Source organism: Roseibium sp. TrichSKD4, from assembly GCF_000148725.1.
Lineage (GTDB): Bacteria > Pseudomonadota > Alphaproteobacteria > Rhizobiales > Stappiaceae > Roseibium.
Window position 1 is genome coordinate 207,219 of sequence record NZ_GL476310.1, and the last position, 16,630, is coordinate 223,848.

General features: G+C 53.2%; 16 protein-coding genes, 1 tRNA gene and 1 pseudogene. 11 read left to right on the forward strand and 7 right to left on the reverse strand.

The window, feature by feature from the left end; translation table 11 throughout:
- Positions 1-763 (forward strand): IS5 family transposase (locus TRICHSKD4_RS30645; RefSeq protein WP_040616454.1); only part of this gene is annotated, 763 nt, incomplete at its 5' end.
- Positions 764-798: 35 nt separating this feature from the next.
- Here the strand turns inward: TRICHSKD4_RS30645 and TRICHSKD4_RS06715 are convergent.
- The 5 genes and pseudogenes from TRICHSKD4_RS06715 to TRICHSKD4_RS06740 all read right to left on the reverse strand — a co-directional run bounded on the left by TRICHSKD4_RS06715 (position 799) and on the right by TRICHSKD4_RS06740 (position 7,008).
- Positions 799-2,637: a methanol/ethanol family PQQ-dependent dehydrogenase gene (locus TRICHSKD4_RS06715; RefSeq protein ID WP_009466733.1), complete on the reverse strand. Its 1,839-nt coding sequence runs from the start codon at positions 2,635-2,637 to the stop codon at positions 799-801.
- A 230-nt stretch (positions 2,638-2,867) separates the two neighbouring features.
- A pseudogene (locus TRICHSKD4_RS06720) lies at positions 2,868-3,556 on the reverse strand (response regulator transcription factor).
- Positions 3,528-5,072 (reverse strand): HAMP domain-containing sensor histidine kinase, encoded by a 1,545-nt coding sequence (locus tag TRICHSKD4_RS06725; RefSeq protein ID WP_040616455.1) that lies wholly within the window; start codon positions 5,070-5,072, stop codon positions 3,528-3,530. Before TRICHSKD4_RS06725 ends, TRICHSKD4_RS06720 begins: the two are co-directional and overlap by 29 nt.
- A gap of 722 nt (positions 5,073-5,794) precedes the next feature.
- Entirely contained in the window at positions 5,795-6,124 is a 330-nt protein-coding gene (locus tag TRICHSKD4_RS31170) for a hypothetical protein (protein ID WP_040616457.1), read from the reverse strand.
- A gap of 41 nt (positions 6,125-6,165) precedes the next feature.
- Positions 6,166-7,008: a LysR family transcriptional regulator gene (locus TRICHSKD4_RS06740; protein ID WP_009466738.1), complete on the reverse strand. Its 843-nt coding sequence runs from the start codon at positions 7,006-7,008 to the stop codon at positions 6,166-6,168.
- Positions 7,009-7,117: 109 nt separating this feature from the next.
- Here TRICHSKD4_RS06740 and TRICHSKD4_RS06745 point away from each other — a divergent pair, with 109 nt between their 5' ends.
- Genes TRICHSKD4_RS06745 through TRICHSKD4_RS06765 form a run of 5 tightly spaced genes read left to right on the forward strand, consistent with a single transcriptional unit; the run spans position 7,118 to position 11,913 of the window.
- Positions 7,118-7,717, forward strand: coding sequence for an amino acid synthesis family protein (locus TRICHSKD4_RS06745; RefSeq protein WP_009466739.1), 600 nt, complete (start codon positions 7,118-7,120; stop codon positions 7,715-7,717).
- On the forward strand, positions 7,689-8,468 hold the full coding sequence (locus TRICHSKD4_RS06750; RefSeq protein WP_009466740.1) for an alpha/beta fold hydrolase: 780 nt from the start codon (positions 7,689-7,691) through the stop codon (positions 8,466-8,468). Before TRICHSKD4_RS06745 ends, TRICHSKD4_RS06750 begins: the two co-directional genes overlap by 29 nt.
- On the forward strand, positions 8,465-9,388 hold the full coding sequence (locus TRICHSKD4_RS06755) for a flavin reductase family protein (RefSeq protein ID WP_009466741.1): 924 nt from the start codon (positions 8,465-8,467) through the stop codon (positions 9,386-9,388). Before TRICHSKD4_RS06750 ends, TRICHSKD4_RS06755 begins: the two co-directional genes overlap by 4 nt.
- Positions 9,389-9,391: 3 nt before the next feature.
- Entirely contained in the window at positions 9,392-10,426 is a 1,035-nt protein-coding gene (locus TRICHSKD4_RS06760; RefSeq protein WP_009466742.1) for an LLM class flavin-dependent oxidoreductase, read from the forward strand.
- Positions 10,423-11,913 (forward strand): aldehyde dehydrogenase, encoded by a 1,491-nt coding sequence (locus tag TRICHSKD4_RS06765; protein ID WP_208993017.1) that lies wholly within the window; start codon positions 10,423-10,425, stop codon positions 11,911-11,913. The genes TRICHSKD4_RS06760 and TRICHSKD4_RS06765 overlap by 4 nt, the downstream gene beginning before the upstream one ends.
- Before the next feature lie 193 nt (positions 11,914-12,106).
- Here the strand turns inward: TRICHSKD4_RS06765 and TRICHSKD4_RS06770 are convergent, their stop codons facing one another.
- Both TRICHSKD4_RS06770 and TRICHSKD4_RS06775 read right to left on the reverse strand, forming a co-directional pair.
- Positions 12,107-12,781 carry a site-specific integrase gene (locus tag TRICHSKD4_RS06770; RefSeq protein WP_083782748.1) on the reverse strand — a complete coding sequence of 225 codons (675 nt, stop codon included), beginning with the start codon at positions 12,779-12,781 and terminating at the stop codon, positions 12,107-12,109.
- A 556-nt stretch (positions 12,782-13,337) separates the two neighbouring features.
- Positions 13,338-13,427: transfer RNA gene (locus TRICHSKD4_RS06775), tRNA-Ser, on the reverse strand.
- Positions 13,428-13,819: 392 nt separating this feature from the next.
- On the opposite strand from TRICHSKD4_RS06775, the gene TRICHSKD4_RS06780 reads away from it, so the two are divergent.
- The 5 genes from TRICHSKD4_RS06780 to TRICHSKD4_RS06800 all read left to right on the forward strand — a co-directional run bounded on the left by TRICHSKD4_RS06780 (position 13,820) and on the right by TRICHSKD4_RS06800 (position 16,615).
- Positions 13,820-14,446, forward strand: coding sequence for a 50S ribosomal protein L21 (locus tag TRICHSKD4_RS06780; protein ID WP_040616529.1), 627 nt, complete (start codon positions 13,820-13,822; stop codon positions 14,444-14,446).
- Between the two features lie 49 nt (positions 14,447-14,495).
- Positions 14,496-14,765: a 50S ribosomal protein L27 gene (rpmA, locus tag TRICHSKD4_RS06785; RefSeq protein ID WP_009466746.1), complete on the forward strand. Its 270-nt coding sequence runs from the start codon at positions 14,496-14,498 to the stop codon at positions 14,763-14,765.
- A gap of 130 nt (positions 14,766-14,895) precedes the next feature.
- Entirely contained in the window at positions 14,896-15,501 is a 606-nt protein-coding gene (locus TRICHSKD4_RS06790) for a GNAT family N-acetyltransferase (protein ID WP_009466747.1), read from the forward strand.
- The gene (locus TRICHSKD4_RS06795) at positions 15,498-16,067 is read left to right on the forward strand and encodes a GNAT family N-acetyltransferase (RefSeq protein WP_009466748.1); all 570 of its coding nucleotides are present in this window, start codon (positions 15,498-15,500) and stop codon (positions 16,065-16,067) included. The genes TRICHSKD4_RS06790 and TRICHSKD4_RS06795 overlap by 4 nt, the downstream gene beginning before the upstream one ends.
- Positions 16,064-16,615, forward strand: coding sequence for a GNAT family N-acetyltransferase (locus tag TRICHSKD4_RS06800; protein WP_009466749.1), 552 nt, complete (start codon positions 16,064-16,066; stop codon positions 16,613-16,615). The genes TRICHSKD4_RS06795 and TRICHSKD4_RS06800 overlap by 4 nt, the downstream gene beginning before the upstream one ends.
- The last annotated feature ends 15 nt before the right edge of the window (positions 16,616-16,630 follow it).

The window sequence follows — 16,630 nt, forward strand, 5'->3', positions numbered from 1 at the left end:
GATGGCGGGCCGTTATGCCCATGCCAAACAGTTCAAGCGGATGCGCCGGGAACTCAAAAAGCTGAAGACCTATCTGGGCCGGGTCTATCGCGACATCTCCCGCAAGATCGCAGGCAACGAAGGTCTTGAGCACCGGTTCTCCCGTCTGCTGGGACTGGTGGAGCGGCTTCTGGCCCAGACCCCCAAGGACAAAAACAAGATTTATTCCATGCATGCGCCGGAAGTGGCCTGTATTGCCAAGGGCAAGGCGCGAACACCTTACGAGTTCGGGGCCAAGGTTGGCATTGCCACGACCAATCGGGAAGGATTGGTTCTTGCGGCGAGGGCTTTTGAGGGCAATCCCTATGATGGGCACACCTTGAATGACACCATCAGTCAGGCTGAGAAAGTCTGCGGCACCAAAGCTGAGCGTGTCTATGTGGACCGTGGCTATCGGGGGCATGATTATGAGGGCGACGCCAAGGTCATGATCTCCGGCCAGAAGCGCGGGCTGACGGCACAGATGAAGCGTGAGCTGAAACGACGATCAGCGATCGAGGCCACCATCGGCCACATGAAAACAGATGGACGACTTGACCGGAACTTCCTCAATGGCAAAAATGGCGATGCCATCAACGCCCTGCTGGCCGCAGCCGGTCATAACCTGCGTCTGATCCTCAATGCACTGATCATTTTGCTGCTCTGGATCACAAACCCCATCCCCAAACCGGTCAAATCGAATATTTGCGTATTGCTTCGGCCACGCGCAACATCAATGGCTTAGACGTTGTTCAGGGCGGACTACTGCACATCTGAAAGTTATTGGGCTGAAGCTTGCTCAATGTTCTTGATTTTGAACACCCAGAAGGAACCGCCTTGGCTTACTTCTCTTGTCAGCTTGGCCATGTCCCCACCCCACAGTGGGACAGCTCCACCATATCCAGACGCAAAACCGATGTACTGTTCGCCGTCCATCTCCCAGGTCACAGGGCAAGAGATGATGCCGGACCCAGTCTGGAAGCTCCATAACTCTTCACCCGTTTCTGCGTGGAACGCCTTCATGTAGCCATCAGAGGTTCCAGTGAAGACTAGGTTGCCGGCTGTAGTCATTGTCCCAGCCCACAAGGGGAGTTCTTCTTTGTGCTCCCAGACGACTTCACCAGTTGTTGGGTTCATAGCTCTTAAAAGACCGACATGATCTTCAAACAGGCGTTTGATTGTAAAGCCCATACCCAGATAAGCAGCTCCTGGAGAATAGGTTACCTGCTCGGTCCAGTAATCCTCGGTCCAATGGTTTGCCGGGACATAGAACAATCCGGTATCCGGGCTGTAAGACATCGGGTTCCAGTTTTTACCACCAAGGAATGGCGGCGAAACCTGAACAGAAGCGCCTCTCTTCTCGCCCTCTGCTGGAGGTGGCGGGCGCTGACCTTGGACTTCGATTGGTCGCCCTGTCTTGAGATCAATACCCTCGGCCCACGTGATTTTGTCCACAAACGGGAAAGCGTTCAAGAGAGCGGTTGGACGGTTGATATCACCTCCCCGCTTAGAGCGTGCGTCAATATCTGTTACATAAAAGAAGCCATTCCGATCGGCATGGGCGCCAGCGCGGTGCTTCTGACCTTCCTTATCTGTGTAATCAAACAGTATAATCTCATTGTTGCCTGAAAAGTCCCAGGCATCGTTTGGCGTGTGTTGGTAGAAGCCAATCAACTCACCATTTGAGGGATCAACATATGCTTGGCCGGATGTAAACAGGCTGTCGCCAGGCCATCTTGTCCAACCGTTCCAAGGGGCAGGATTACCCGCGCCGATAATAATTGTGTTGGTTTCAACATCAAATGATGCTGACTGCCAAGGCGCGCCACCACCATGGCGCCATGCTTCAACCAATTCGCCATTTTCGTCGCGCGGCCAAGATGGCGCGTTAGGATCGCCGGTCGGAGTTGACGGCTCGCCCATATAGCGTCCCACATGGCCCTGCACCAATGGACGCATCCAGACTTCCTCCCCGGTTTCCGGGTCACGGGCATAGAGTTTTCCGACAATACCGAATTCATCCCCGGAGGAACCATGTATCAATAGGTCTCGGCCTGATTTTTTATCATGAATTATAGTCGGCGCGCCTGTCATTGTGTAACCGACTTTGTAGTCACCAAACCTTTTGCGCCAGATAACTTTGCCTGTGTTTTTATCAAGAGCCACTATAGAGGCATCCAACAACCCCATATATACCTTGTCACCATAGATTGCTGCGCCGCGGTTAACTACGTCACAGCATGGACGAATTCCTTCTGGTAGACGCGCAGAAAACTGCCACAGTTTCTTTCCAGTTTTGGCGTCCAGAGCAAACATTCGACTATAGGACGCAGTTGCGTAAATCACCCCATCGTGAACAATTGCTTGAACTTCTTGGCCTCGTTGCCGTTCGTCTCCGAACGAGAAAGACCACGCTGGTACAAGGTCATCTACGTTTTCTGTGTTGATTTTCGTCAGTGGGCTGTAGCGTTGAGCGTCTGGCCCAAAGCCATACATCAGAACGTCTTCAGTCGTTTGAGCGTCATTTACGATGTCTTCCCAAGAGACATCAGCAAGTGCTGTCCCAACCATTGAAAATGTCAATAAGCTTGCAGCTAAAATTCTGGCCTTCAATTTCATCCATCTTCCTCCCAAGCAATTTTCTTTTGCTAAGGGGAGGTTACTGCTCATTATTTTGAACAAACTGAGAGCTTTATAAGAAACCTATAAGAAAACATTGGACATAAGTCTAAACATGTTACTTAGTACAATCATCCCAGCATTGGGCAATCAACTTGGAAATTTCAAACGACGGAAATGAGATGCCAACTGCGTACTGATGGGTCTTTTTCCGAAGCTAGCTCCAGCGATTATTTGTACGCAGACTCAAGTCGAAAACCAACTCCTCGAACCGTCTTAATTGTGATTTCAGAACCGGATGCCGCAAGTTTCCTGCGGAGATACCCTACATATACATCGACAACACCTGTAGTATGCTTTTCTTCGTCCCCCAGACATCTCCCAACAGGCTATCCCGCAACACCGCATCGCCACGGGACTGCATAAGGGAATGCAGCAAATCGAACTCACGTTTGGTCAGTTCAATTATGTTGTTATCGGAGTGTACGATCCGTCGGGACGGATTCAGTGAAAGAGAACCAATGACTAGGTTTTTGTTTTGTTTGTAATCTTTTTGCCTGCGAAGATGCGCGGCAATGCGGGCGGACAATTCAGCTGTTGAAAATGGTTTTGTAATGTAATCATCCGCGCCCAACCTCAAGCCCCTCAGCATATCCGCTTGACTGTCACGACAAGTCAACATCACGATAGGAACTGTGACGCCGCTCTCGCGCAAACGCTGGCAAACTTCAAAACCGCTGAAAACAGGCAACATCGCATCAAGTAGGATAAGGTCAAACGCACCAGATGCCCCTGCTATCAAGCCCAACTCGCCATCGTTCACAACCGAAATCTCTTGTCCGGTGTTTTGGAGGGTTTTTGATATCAGGTCAGAGATATCGGGATTATCTTCAACAACAAGGATGGTCATGACAATCATTCTTTGAACGAAGAAGCGGTAGACGAACTGTGAATTCTGCTCCTCCGTTTACGGTGTTCTCAAAGTTGATATTTCCTTTGTGCTGGTCCGCAATTTGGTTGGCCATTGAAAGCCCAATTCCAGTTCCGCCGCTGAAGAAACTGGTATGTCGATCAAAAATCGACTTGCCTTGTAAAACACCGGGCCCATGATCACATATAGACACGACTGCAAACCCATCTGCACCGCCTAACTTTATTTCTAGAGGCTCGCTTTCAGAGGCGAAACGAAGACCGTTCTCAACAATCGCGTCGAAAAGGCGCACAAGCCCATCACGATCTCCTTCAATCTCAAATGGGCCATCATCTGAGGCTGAAAAACTTATATATTCTGCGTTTGGCAAAACCCTGAGTTCAGCCAATCTGTTGTCCAGAAGTTCGGTGAGCTCAACAACGCACCGTGGCGACGTCAGTCTGCCATCATCAGATTGCGCGAGGGATAGCAGTTCAGATATTCGTTGGTTGACGTTGTCGATTGCCAGAAGTGCGATTGGCACCTCCTGCTCGTTATTCTTGATGTTTTCTATCGACCCACGTGCCACCGATAGCGGTGTCTTCAAACTGTGGCCGAGGTCGGTGAGAAATCGTCGTCTTGTTTCGTCAATTTGCTTCAGCCTTGTGTTGCTTAGCTGCAGAGCGTTTGACCGGTGCTCAAGCTCAAATTTAAGGTCAGACTGTACGGTTCTCGATAATGTTCGCTCATCGGACAGTGCCTTCCGCAATTCAACAACTGCCGACCGAATATCCACGTCTGGCAAATCAATACTCGAAAGTTGAGGTTCGGAATCTGTGCGCAGTTCCATCAGACTCTCAACGAGTAGCTTTCGAAAACCAGCATGCATACTTGCCTGCCAAAGCCAGCCAAAAACGGTACTGCATGCCGCTACAAACAAAAGCACAAACAGCAAACGCGACCATCGCGTTTGCTCAGTCTCCAGTGTTTTGTGTGCTCGTTCTATTTCCCCTCGCTCATCTTCAATGGCTTCCTGAACCAATGCTTGTATTCGCTGCCGAGAAGTCACCACAAGCGAGAGGGTCTCTGATACGTCTAAACCGAGGTCAGCCGAGCCTCTCAAACGTATGAGTTGCCTAGCATGCCCTAAAACCTCAATCAGTGCCTCGCGGAGTTCCCTTGGACGTTGTCGCTCGGCTTCTTCTTCATTTTGCTCATCTTCACCGACAAATCCTATCTCGATCTCGGTGAGTTGATCCAAAACACCGAAAGTATGAATTGCGTCCCGCTCGAAAGCATCCAATAGCTGAAGTGTATCTTTCAGATCAGGGTTCAAGATTAGCGAAATCAGTTGATCATCAAGACGAATGGCAACTCTTTCCAAAGCTACAATTTGTCCGGAAGCTTGTTCTATTCGAGTGGTTAGATGTCTCACGCGCTCGAAATTGAAATAAGTCACTGCTGTAGCCAATGTGACAGTCAACAAGGCGATCAAGATCGACAATAATCGCAGCAGATTGCTCATTTTTGTTCTTTTGTAACAAGGTGCAAGCTCCACCCGCCACTTGCATCAATTTGAACACTTATTTTTTCTGTACTCGCAATTTGGTAAGTTCGCTCCCCAACGCCTCCAATGTGAAGATTTTGGATTGTATTGCCATTTTCGTCCAAAACAGTCGCTACAAGAACGGCATCATTGCTGGAGATCAGAATCTTATCGCCTTTCTAGACTTCAAAAATCGGTGTCTGTCCGGAACGCTCTCCCAAGAAAACTCTTTTCTTCTTAAGCGCGGTTTTGGCGAGCTGATCATAACAGCTAAGACGTTCATCTGGCCTAGGCTTCTCTTGGCAAGCCCGCAAGCTCTCATCTAACTCTGCTGCCCACGCTGCCATGGACTGCAAAATCGTCAGCGAGACCACTAGAATTAAATTTCGCATTTGACTCGACCAAACTCAAACGCCGCAATTACCTTGGGTATACGCCAGAAATTCGCCTAAAAAAGCCCTCGTGAGCTTCGCACATCTAAAATCCTACCGATCAAAGGAAACTCTGAATATTGGACCTAAGTACCGTAAAGGCATCTCACGATATGCCCGGCATTTTACACCCGCTGCCAAATAAATAGCATATGTATCAAATTGTCTTATGTTAGGGGCGAGGGTTTCAATAACACTGAAGGTCCCTGCAACACCTAGTCGAATACTAAACTTTGACGTTAATTCATAATTGTTAGCTAGGTTAGAACTTCACCTCATCTTGAGTATTTGCCCCGCCAGTGAGCGCTGTTCAGATGACGCATTTTGATATAGCTCCACAAAGCCATCGTGTTCGGACAATTTCGGTCTTATGCGCAGTGCCTCAATGAGCTCCCGTCGGCGATTGTCATCCAGCTGGCCGTAGTGCTCCTCGGTCGTGCGCATATGCTCGTGACCAAGGTTCTGGCTGAGAGTCTTGCGTTCTTCCATTATCATTGCGATCTCGTCGATCATCAGAGCGAGCGTCGATCTGATTGCATGGGGGACGAAGTACTTCTGCCCAGCCTTTACGGTGGCATGTTTCAGGGTTTTCCGGACCACCGTTGGGCAGGCTCTGAAACACTTGCTCTCGCTCAGGAGGATCAGCGCACTAACTGGCGATGAAGCCAATCTCGAAACGAAACAGCGTTGGCATTAATTTCGTTGATGGAAAGGTAGTACCCCTCTTGTCCGGTGATGGACGCAAGATGCGCCTGTACTAGCAGACCTTCTTTTATGGCGTTACCGGCAAGCAACTCGTTCACCAGCGCGACCCCGTTCCCATGCATGGCAATTTGTAGCGCCATACCATAGGAATCTGCAAAGATGCTCGGCGCACTGCAGCCGGGGAAAACCTCTCCCCAGGCTCGCCAACCACTTGATGTCCCAACGGTCTCGATCAGCGGCAGTTCTTCCAGTTTCCCTTCAAGGCGGGGAGACTTGAGAGCAACCAGTCTGCTTGGCTCCAGAAGTTCCGCATTTTTTCCAACCTGCTTTTGCGATCCAAAGCGAATTTCGACATCCGCGCGGGCGGTGTGAAAGTCATCTGGCCAAATCGCACTCAGGAACCTGAGCCGAACATCTGGATGGTTGGACATAAAACTGGCGAGGTGCGGCGTGATCACCCATTGTGCGACGCTGACTGACGTTGCAATGGTCAGTTGATCCGCGGTTGGGCCAGCGTCGAAAGCTTCCGTTGCGAAGGCCAGTTTTTCGAGGGCAGCTCCAACCTGAGGCAGCAAGCTTCGTCCATTATCTGTCAGCGACAGCCCTCGCGCATGGCGCGTGAACAGCGCAACACGCAGCCTCGTCTCAAGTGCTTTTATCTGTTGGCTGACAGCCGACTGTGTCATGCCGATCTCGTTGGCAGCGGCAGTGAAACTGAGATGCCGGGCAGCGGCTTCAAATGTACGAAACCATGTCAGGGGTGGTAGCGATTTGGTCATTTGTCAAGCAAGCCATTAGTCATTCTAATACCTAAGCCCATAATTCATTCGCTTGTCAAAAATGCTCCTCCAAAACACAGTTTGCGGACCAAGTGAGGGAGAGCACAGAGTGCAGCCGGACATCCGCAAGATCGTTACCTATGATGAAGAAGTTCTGATTGAGGGGTTTCACCCAGCCGCCACGCCCTGGCGAATGTTTGCGGTCGCATGTGTTGTCCGCAATCCTTGGGCTGGCCGTTATGTGGAGGATCTGAAGCCGGAAATTCAGGCCTATGGGCCGGTGCTCGGGAAGCTGATGAGCCAGAGGATGATTGAGTTTGCCGGAGGCGGCGCAGCCATCGAAGCCTGTGGAAAAGCTGCTGTAGTCGGTCTTGATGGCGAAGTGGAACACGCGTCGGGCCTGATCCACACCCTGCGATTTGGCAATTTTTACCGCGAAGCCGTAGAGGCCAGATCCTACCTGTCTTTCACCAACACGCGCGGTCCGGCGAATGCTCCAATCATGGTGCCTCTGATGGACAAGAATGATGCCGGTCGAAGATCGCACTACCTCACAATCCAGTTTGCGATCCCGGATGCCCCTCGAGCCGACGAGATTGTCGTTGTTCTCGGCGGCGCGACCGGGGGGCGCCCGCATCACCGAATTGGTGATCGCTATCAGGACCTGAAGGATCTCGGACATGACGTGGACAATCCGGCCGCGGTCTGACTTCGGTGCCCTGTCGGCCATATCTCAGGGGAGCGGTCCTAAGCTGGTGCTTGTTCATGGCGTTGGACTTCGGGCAGAGGCCTGGAACCGCCAGCTTGACGCTCTCAGCGAACGGTTTGAGGTTACCGCCCTGGATACGCCAGGTCATGGGGAAAGCCCTATACGCGATCCGTTGTCGGCAATTCAGGACTTTACCGATCTGGTCGCGGGGCAGATACCTGAGCCGGTCATGATCATCGGTCATTCGATGGGAGCGATGATCGCGCTTGATCTGGCAATCCGGTATCCAACGCGCGTGCGCGGAGTTGCTGCCCTCAATGCGGTCTACCGGCGAAGCCCTGAAGCCAGAGACGCCGTCATGGCTCGCGCATCAAGCCTTGACGGACGCTCACCCCCCGACCCGTCCGAGCCGCTTCGAAGGTGGTTTGGCAGTGGTGACAGCGAAGAAAAATCCGCCTGCAGCAACTGGCTGACATCGACCGATCCCGCGGCCTACAAACGTGCCTACAGCGCTTTTGCCCGCTCTGACGTTCCCTCTCCAAATGGACTTGAAGCGATGAAATGTCCCGCTCTTTTCATGACAGGAAGCCGGGAACCCAATTCCACACCGGACATGAGCCGGGCCATGGCCGCAGTCGCGCCAGATGGCAAGACGGCCATCCTGGACGGAGCGGCGCACATGATGCCCATGACCCATGCGGACAAGGTAAACCCGATCCTTTTGGATTTTGCTCTAGGTGTTTGGAAATGACAAAGTTTGATCCACGCGCCTTGCGGGATGCTTTTGGCAGTTTCATGACCGGTGTCACGGTCGTGACGGCTTGCACTCCCGATGGGATGGCCATCGGCTTCACGGCCAACTCGTTCACATCAGTTTCGCTGGACCCGCCGATGCTGCTGGTGTGTCCGGGCAAATTTCTGTCGACCTTCGAAGCCTTTTCCTGTTGTCAGCATTTTGCCGTCAACATACTTGCCGAGGACCAGCAGGACATTTCAAATACCTTCGCCCGGCGTGGCGAGGACCGGTTTGCGAGCGTGGCGCATACGCGCAACCACCGTGGTGTGCCATTGATCGAAGGGGCGTTGGCCAGCTTCTCGTGCATCCGTCGCCAATGCTTGCCAGCAGGGGACCACGCCATCCTGCTGGGCGAGGTCGAAGAGTTTCAGCATGGAGATGGTCGCGGGCTTGGGTATTTTCGCGGGCATTATTTCAGTCTCGGATTGGAGCGTTCCGCTCTCGATCCCGGAGCCAAGGTCGTCACATGCGGTGTGATCCTCGAGATCGGCGGGAGAGTTCTTCTTGAAAAGACAGACAAAGGGTTCAGGCCGCCGCAAGTCAATTTGAAGGACCACTCGCTGCTGCGCCAGTCATTGATTGATGGCATGGCTCGACACGGCATAAGCGTCAAGCTTGGACCAGCCTATTCTGTGTTCGACCATGGCGGAAACCGCACGCACTGCGCCTATTTTCTGGCAACCGGCAGTATGAATGCTGCCCCGGAAAACCTTCATGGCATTGGGCTGCAGGAGCTAGCCGGGCTCGACTACGCCTCTCCAGCGATAGCCCAGATGATGACCCGGTATATGCACGAACAGCGAACGGGGGACTTCTCGCTCTATCTCGGTAGCACCGATCGCGGTGATGTTCACAAGTTTGCTTTGGGAGATTGATAAATGGACTTCTCTCTCTTTGTTCACATGGATCGTTCCAGCCCTGAACAGTCCCATGAGGAACTGCGTCTCGAATACATGGACTTGTGCAAGCTGGCCGACGAGGCGGGCATGCGCGCTGTGTGGACCGGTGAACATCACGGCATGGATTTCACTATTTCGCCCAACCCGTTCCTTGAGCTGGTCAATGTGGCCAATCACACGAAAAACCTCCGCCTTGGAACCGGCACGGTCATTGCCCCTTTCTGGCATCCAATCAAACTGGCTGGGGAAGCTGCCTCGGCAGACCTGATCACAGGCGGGCGTATAGAACTGGGGATCGCGCGCGGGGCCTATTCCTATGAATATGAGCGCCTCATGCCGGGCATGGATGCCTGGGAGGCAGGCCAGAGAATGCGGGAGATGGCTCCCCTTCTCCCGAAACTCTGGCAAGGCGATTGTACCCACGAAGGTAAGTTCTTCAGCTTTCCCGCGGCCACCTCCGCTCCCAAGCCGCTGCAGGCCGATGGCCCGCCAATCTGGATTGCGGCCCGCGACCCCAACAGCCACGAATTTGGAGTTCACAATGGCTTCAACATTCAAGTCACGCCTCTTTGGCAGGGTATCGAAGAAATTGAGATCCTGATGCAGCGCTTCAATGCAGCTTGCCAAACCCTTGACGGGCCGCGTCCGAAAATCATGTTGTTGCATCACACTTATGTTGCTGCGGACGAGGCGGATATTTCTAGGGCTGCGGGTGAATTGTCGCGCTTTTATTGCAACTTCGGAGCCTGGTTTCAGAACAAGAGGCCGGTTTCCCAGGGCAGGCTTCTTCCATTGGACGAAGAGGACTATGCCACCAATGTCATGATGGCACCCGATAATATGCGCCGGGACCTGACAATGGGCATGGCGCCCGAGGTCGTGGACAGGATCAAACGCTATGAAGATCTTGGCTATGATGAGTTTTCGTACTGGATCGACAGCGGCATGAGTTTTGAGCGCAAAAAGGCCTCGCTCGAACGATTTGTCACTGATGTCATGCCAAAATTCCGATGAGGTGCCCCGTGAAAAACAATCCGCATTATCAGCTATTTATAGACGGGCAATGGGTTGAGGGGGTAACGGGACAGGTCATGTGCTCTCAAAACCCCGCAACCGGAGAAGATTGGGCAACCTTTGCCTGCGCTTCGCCGAAAGACGTGGACCGCGCCATTTCAGCTGCCCGCAGAACGCTGAACTCAGCAGAATGGCGGGACATGAGCCAGACAAAACGGGGTAAACTGCTTTACCGCCTTGCTGAACTGATCGAGCAGAATGCCGAGCATATCGGCTGTATCGAGACAACCGACAGCGGCAAATTGCTCGCAGAAACTGCCAGCCAGTCGGCCTATGTCGGGGACTATTATCGCTACTATGCAGGCCTTGCCGACAAAATCGAAGGCTCGGTATTGCCGATCGACAAGCCTGACATGCACGTGTTTACGCGCTTGGAGCCGATCGGGGTCGTTGTGGCGATTGTGCCATGGAATGCCCAGATGTTCCTGACAGCCACAAAACTTGGCCCTGCGCTGGCGGCGGGATGCACTGTTGTTCTCAAGGCATCAGAGATCGCCCCTGCTCCCATGTTCGAGTTCGCCAAACTGGTGGAAGCCGCAGGTTTTCCTGCTGGCACTGTATCCGTCATCACCGGTGATGCTCTGAACTGCGCCATCCCTCTCACCCGTCACCCGGATGTAGACCGTATTGCCTTCACTGGCGGGCCGGAAACCGCTCGCCATGTCATCCGCAACTCTGCAGAAAATTTCGCTGTAACGACCCTCGAATTGGGCGGTAAGTCGCCAATCATTGTCTTCGAGGACGCCGACCTTGATGGAGCTGCCAACGGCCTGATCGCCGGAAATTTTGGAGCATCAGGGCAAAGCTGCGTCGCAGGCTCCAGGGGGCTGGTGCATCGATCAATCTATGAAAAACTCGCGGCCCGGATCGAGGAAAAAATGGCAAATGTTGTCATCGGCGATCCGCTTGATAGAAGCACCCATGTCGGTCCCTTGTGCACGTCGCAACAAGTGGCGCGGATCGAGGAAACATTGGCAGCTTCGAAGACATCCGGTGCCCGTATACGCTTCGGAGGGGCGCGCCTCGATCGACCGGGAAATTACATGGCACCGACGCTGGTTGAATGCGCAAACGCCGAAACCGAAACTCTCAAGGTCGAGATGTTTGGCCCGGTCATGTCGCTACTGCCTTTTGACACGGAGGAAGAGGCAATCGCTCTGGCCAATGCCACGCCATTTGGCCTCGGTTCCGGTGTGTTTACGCAAAATGTCGCCCGTGCCCACCGGGTCTCGGCGCGATTGAAAGCAGGTATCTGCTGGATCAACACCTATCGCGCAGTCTCTCCCATCGCGCCCTTTGGCGGCTACAATATGTCCGGGTATGGCCGAGAAGCGGGGATAGCAGCGATTCAGGACTACATCCGCACAAAAACAACATGGATCAACACATCAGAGCGACCGATGGCAAACCCCTTCGTCATGCGATGAAACACTCGCTATTGGGAGGGGGTCTGCCAAGGCGAATAGTCTTTGCCGGGGCTGGCAGTTGTAGTGAATTCGATCGCGGCGAGAAGTTTTTTCGGGAGTGCTCGATGTAGAATTGGTAAGGCATGGATTAAAAGTGGTCGATGTACTCTCTCCTTGAGATAGCTCTTCGGCCCACCTTCGCAGCGCCCGCTCGTCACCTCATCTCGAGAATTTGCCTCGCCAGTGCTCGCCGTTCAGCTGGTGCATTTTGATAAAGCTCCGCAAAGCCTTCCTGTTCAGACAGCTTCGGCCTTATGCGCATTGCCTCAATGAGCTCCTGGCGACGATTGTCATCCAGCTGGCCGTAGTGCTCCTCGGTTGTTCGCATATGCTCGTGACCAAGGTTCTGGCTGAGAGCCTTGCGCTCCTCGAACGTCGCTGCAATCTGGTCGATCATTAGAGCGAGTGTCGATCTGATAGCATGGGGCACGAAGTACGTCTGCCCAGCCTTTGCGGTGGCTTGTTTCAGGATGTGCCGGACAGATGCTGCAGTTTGCCAAAATTGGCTTTCACCACTTTTAACCGGGATCGCGCTGGGTGAGCGCGGGAAGACCGGTTCATTTTCTGAAGATGCAGTCGTTCCGCGCTCGTTGATCCAGTCGATGAAAATCTGTCCAATGTCCTCACCAACCGGGAACCAGAAGGTTGTCATCGTTTTGGAGAATTTGGTTCGCACCTCCTTTGCATTCTGGAAGATTAGACGGTTCTCCAGATCGATATGCTTCAAACGCATGCTGATGAGGGCTGCATCCCTTACACCGGTCAAAAACAAAAATGCCACGATGGCCCGATCCCGTCTCTGCTGGACGGTATCTTTCGGCAGCGCCAGATCGTCGGTACGCTGACGGCGAACATTTGCGCAACATCATCGACGGCCAGATATCTCTGGTAGGTCGGCGCCGAATTAGCCCCGGAAGCCTTGTTCTATGGGGATGGACGCCACGATGCTGGTTTGGACTTCCGCTCCTGACTGTGGGCAAGGGGCTGAGATGCTTTGAAGCTCCTATTTCCTCTACCCTCAGAAGAGTGGAGGCTTTGGCTCTCCGAGCGAGAACCGCCACAGCTGGTAGGCGGGGTGTCAGAAGGTTCAAGACAATGTGCGGGAAACAAATCGTCTTGCAGAGGCGCGTGCATTTGTACGTCCTTCTCCGTCTCTGTTCAGGGCGGTGTTGGAATACAAGCACTCTTGCGCTTGGAGAGACTGATCGAGAATTAGATCAACCGATCAGCTATAATCTTAGCTAATCGGATTTGCGGTTACATGCAACGAGAGGGCGCTAAAAAAATCGCATGCGAGTGCAGGGTGTGGAAATGCAATTCAATTGATGGGCTAAAAATCTGTCCGAAAAAATTATCTCAATAATACAATTGCTTGAAAAAGAAAATGGCGGAGAGAGAGGGATTCGAACCCTCGGAACGCTTGCGCGCTCAACGGTTTTCGAGACCGCCCCGTTCGACCACTCCGGCACCTCTCCGCGGCGCTTGGTATCAAGCGGATCTTTCAGGTGGCGCGGACCATAGACAAGGCTTTTTTCCAGCGCAAGAGGCGTAGCGAGCAAACGCAAATTTTTTCAAGAGGGGCCTGCAGCTCCAAAACTGTCGTTTTCCGCCGTGGAAGCATTGACATGGGAGGGCAGATGCATATAGTGCGCGAGCTTGAAGTGGAAGGTTCTAGTGGACCTTGCCACTTTCATATTGAACCGGGCCCCGCAGGACACGGATCGCCACAAAGCTCTCCAACCTGCCCAAAGACTTGTTCTGGCACGCAAAGTTTGCTGACCGGAGTAGAGCGCCTTGTTTGATTTCGCACACCAACCTCGAAAACGGGAAGGTGTTTGACAAGAACGAAAAGAAGGACGTGCTAGACATGTTCGCAGTAATCAAATCCGGCGGTAAGCAATACACCGTCGCTGCAGATGACGTATTGAAGGTCGAGAAGCTGGAAGCCGAAGCCGGTTCTTCCGTGACCTTTGAAGAAGTTTTGGTTGTTGGCAATGGCACCGACACCACCATTGGCGCTCCGACTGTTGAAGGTGCGTCTGTTGTGGCTGAGGTTGTCGAGCAAGGCCGCGACCGCAAGGTTATCGTTTTCAAAAAGCGTCGCCGTCAAAATTCCCGTCGCCGCAATGGTCACCGTCAATTCTACACCATGGTCAAGGTCACCGACATCCTGACCGGTGGTGCAAAGCCGGCCAAGAAGGCTGCGCCAAAAAAGGCAGCGCCGAAGGCTGAAGAGAAAAAAGAAGAAGCTGCAGCTGACGACGCTGCTCCGCTCTTCACCGCGCCGGAAGGTGCAGCGGACGATCTGAAAAAGATCTCCGGTGTTGGTCCGGTACTTGAGAAGAAACTGAACGCTCTGGGCATCACTACTTATGATCAGATCGTCAATTTCTCTGCTGACGACATCGCCCGCGTTGACGAGGTCCTGAATTTCAAGGGCCGCATTGAGCGCGACAACTGGGTTGAACAAGCCAAGGAACTGGCAGGCAAATAAGCCGCCGTTTCAAACGCTGAAGCTAACGAATTAGACGAGGAGTACCCTCATGGCACATAAAAAGGCAGGCGGCTCATCCCGTAACGGTCGCGATTCCGCCGGACGTCGTCTTGGTATCAAGAAATATGGCGGCGAAGCTGTCATTCCAGGCAACATCATTGCACGTCAGCGCGGTACCAAGTGGCATCCGGGCACGGGCGTTGGCATGGGCAAGGACCACACGATCTTCGCGACTGTCGAAGGCAAGGTAACCTTCCAGCCGAAATCCAACGGCCGAACTTTTATCAATGTGCTTCCAGTGGCGGAAGCAGCGGAGTAACGCCGACGTGTCATTAAAACTCGCCGGCGCCCCATAAGGCCCCGGAGAGCACGACACCACCAGTCAGAGTTCAAGGGGGAGATGGGGTGCCATCTTTCCCTTTTGCTTTTGAACCTGACTGGAGGAAAAAATGGTTGTTGAAAGTGATGGTCTGTTAGACGAAAGCTGTCTGGGTGCGGCTCCACTGCCGCAGGACGCGGTTCGCGTGTGGCTCGATACACCACGTGTGGACGATATGCCGGATCTTGTTTATCTGGCCAATAACCGAAAGGTGGCGGTGAACCTGCTCCAGCAGCCGTTTCCCTTCACCACCAAGGATGCGAAAGCGATCATTGAAAGGGCCGAGTGTCCGGACGATGGCGCAGCAACCTTTGCGATCCGCATGAAGGCGACAGGGCGTTTGATTGGCCTTGCGCGGTACAAAAGCCTGGACGCAGGCTATTCTGTTCATGTTGGTTTCTGGGTTGGAGAGCCGTTATGGGGCAATGGTTTTGCAACCGAGGCAGTCCATGCACTCGTTGATCATGCATTCACCGAGTCTCAGACTGAGGAATTGACTGCAGCTTGTCGGGTGACCAATGCCGCCTCTAGGCGGGTCTTGGTGAAGTCTGGCTTCCAGTACCGCGATCAAAGCATGATCCATTCTGTCGGTGCAGGCGGCACGGTTCCCATTGAGCGCTACAGCTTGGATAAGTCCGTGTGGGCGTCGTTGAAAGCCTGGGGGAGGATGCAATGACCCTGCCGGAGATTTCTACGCGTCGTTTGATGCTTCGACCGCTCAAACTGGAAGATGCCTCTGCGATCATCGAACTGGGCGGCAAGGATTTTGAAGTCGCCCGCTGGATGACATCCTTTACCTGGCCCTATGAAGAAGGGGCGGCGGAGAGCTTCCTGCGATCGATCATTAGGACTGATCCGGTCGCTGAAGAAGCGGTGTTTGCGATCACCTTGGGCGGTGTGTTCATCGGCTTGGTGTCCGTCCAGGCGCCCGGTGATCTGAAAGACCAATTGCCGGAGTGTCCGACAGTTGGCTATTGGATTGGCCGTCCGTTTCACGGGTTTGGTTACGCCACCGAGGCTGTGGTGGCGGCGCTTGAATGGGGATTTGAAAACCACACATGTGATGCGATAGCCGCGCGGGCCTTTGAAGACAATACGGCCTCCCGCGGATTGCTGCGCAAGCTGGGTTTCAAGCCTTATGCACGCACAATGAGATTTTCAAAGGCGCTCGACCGCAATGTTGACAATGTTGTGGTGCGTTTGGCGCGTAGTGATTTTGACATGCAAAGGGCAGTCGCATGACAAATACTCAAATCAAGACCCAACGGCTGGTGTTGCGCCAGCCGCGGGCGTCGGACATTCAAATGATTGCACAGCATCTGGGCGACTATGAAGTTGCCAAGATGCTGGCCCGTGTTCCATATCCATATGATCTGGAAACAGGCCGCCAGAGATTGCAAAAAATCATCGAATGGTGGGAAAAGCCTTCCTCAGCTCCTGAGCTCGTGTTCCATGTTGACCATAAGGGGCAAATGATTGGCAGTGTCTCCTTCAAGGCATTGCATGAAACCCCGGAGATCGGCTATTGGCTTGGGCGTCCACATTGGGGGCAGGGAATGATGAGCGAAGCTGTTGCCGCTGCGATTGATTGGCTCTTTCAAACAACGGACCATGAGATGGTCCTCGGTACAGCCATGGAAGAGAATACAAACTCTCTGAACGTGCTGACCAAATGCGGATTTGAAGCGATTGGCCGCAGCGCCAGCATGAGCCTGGCTCGTGGGGACTATGTTCCCGACATCGTGATGAAACTCACACGGAATGCATTTACGGCACTCAAGGTGGCGTAGGAACGCCCAGGAAAG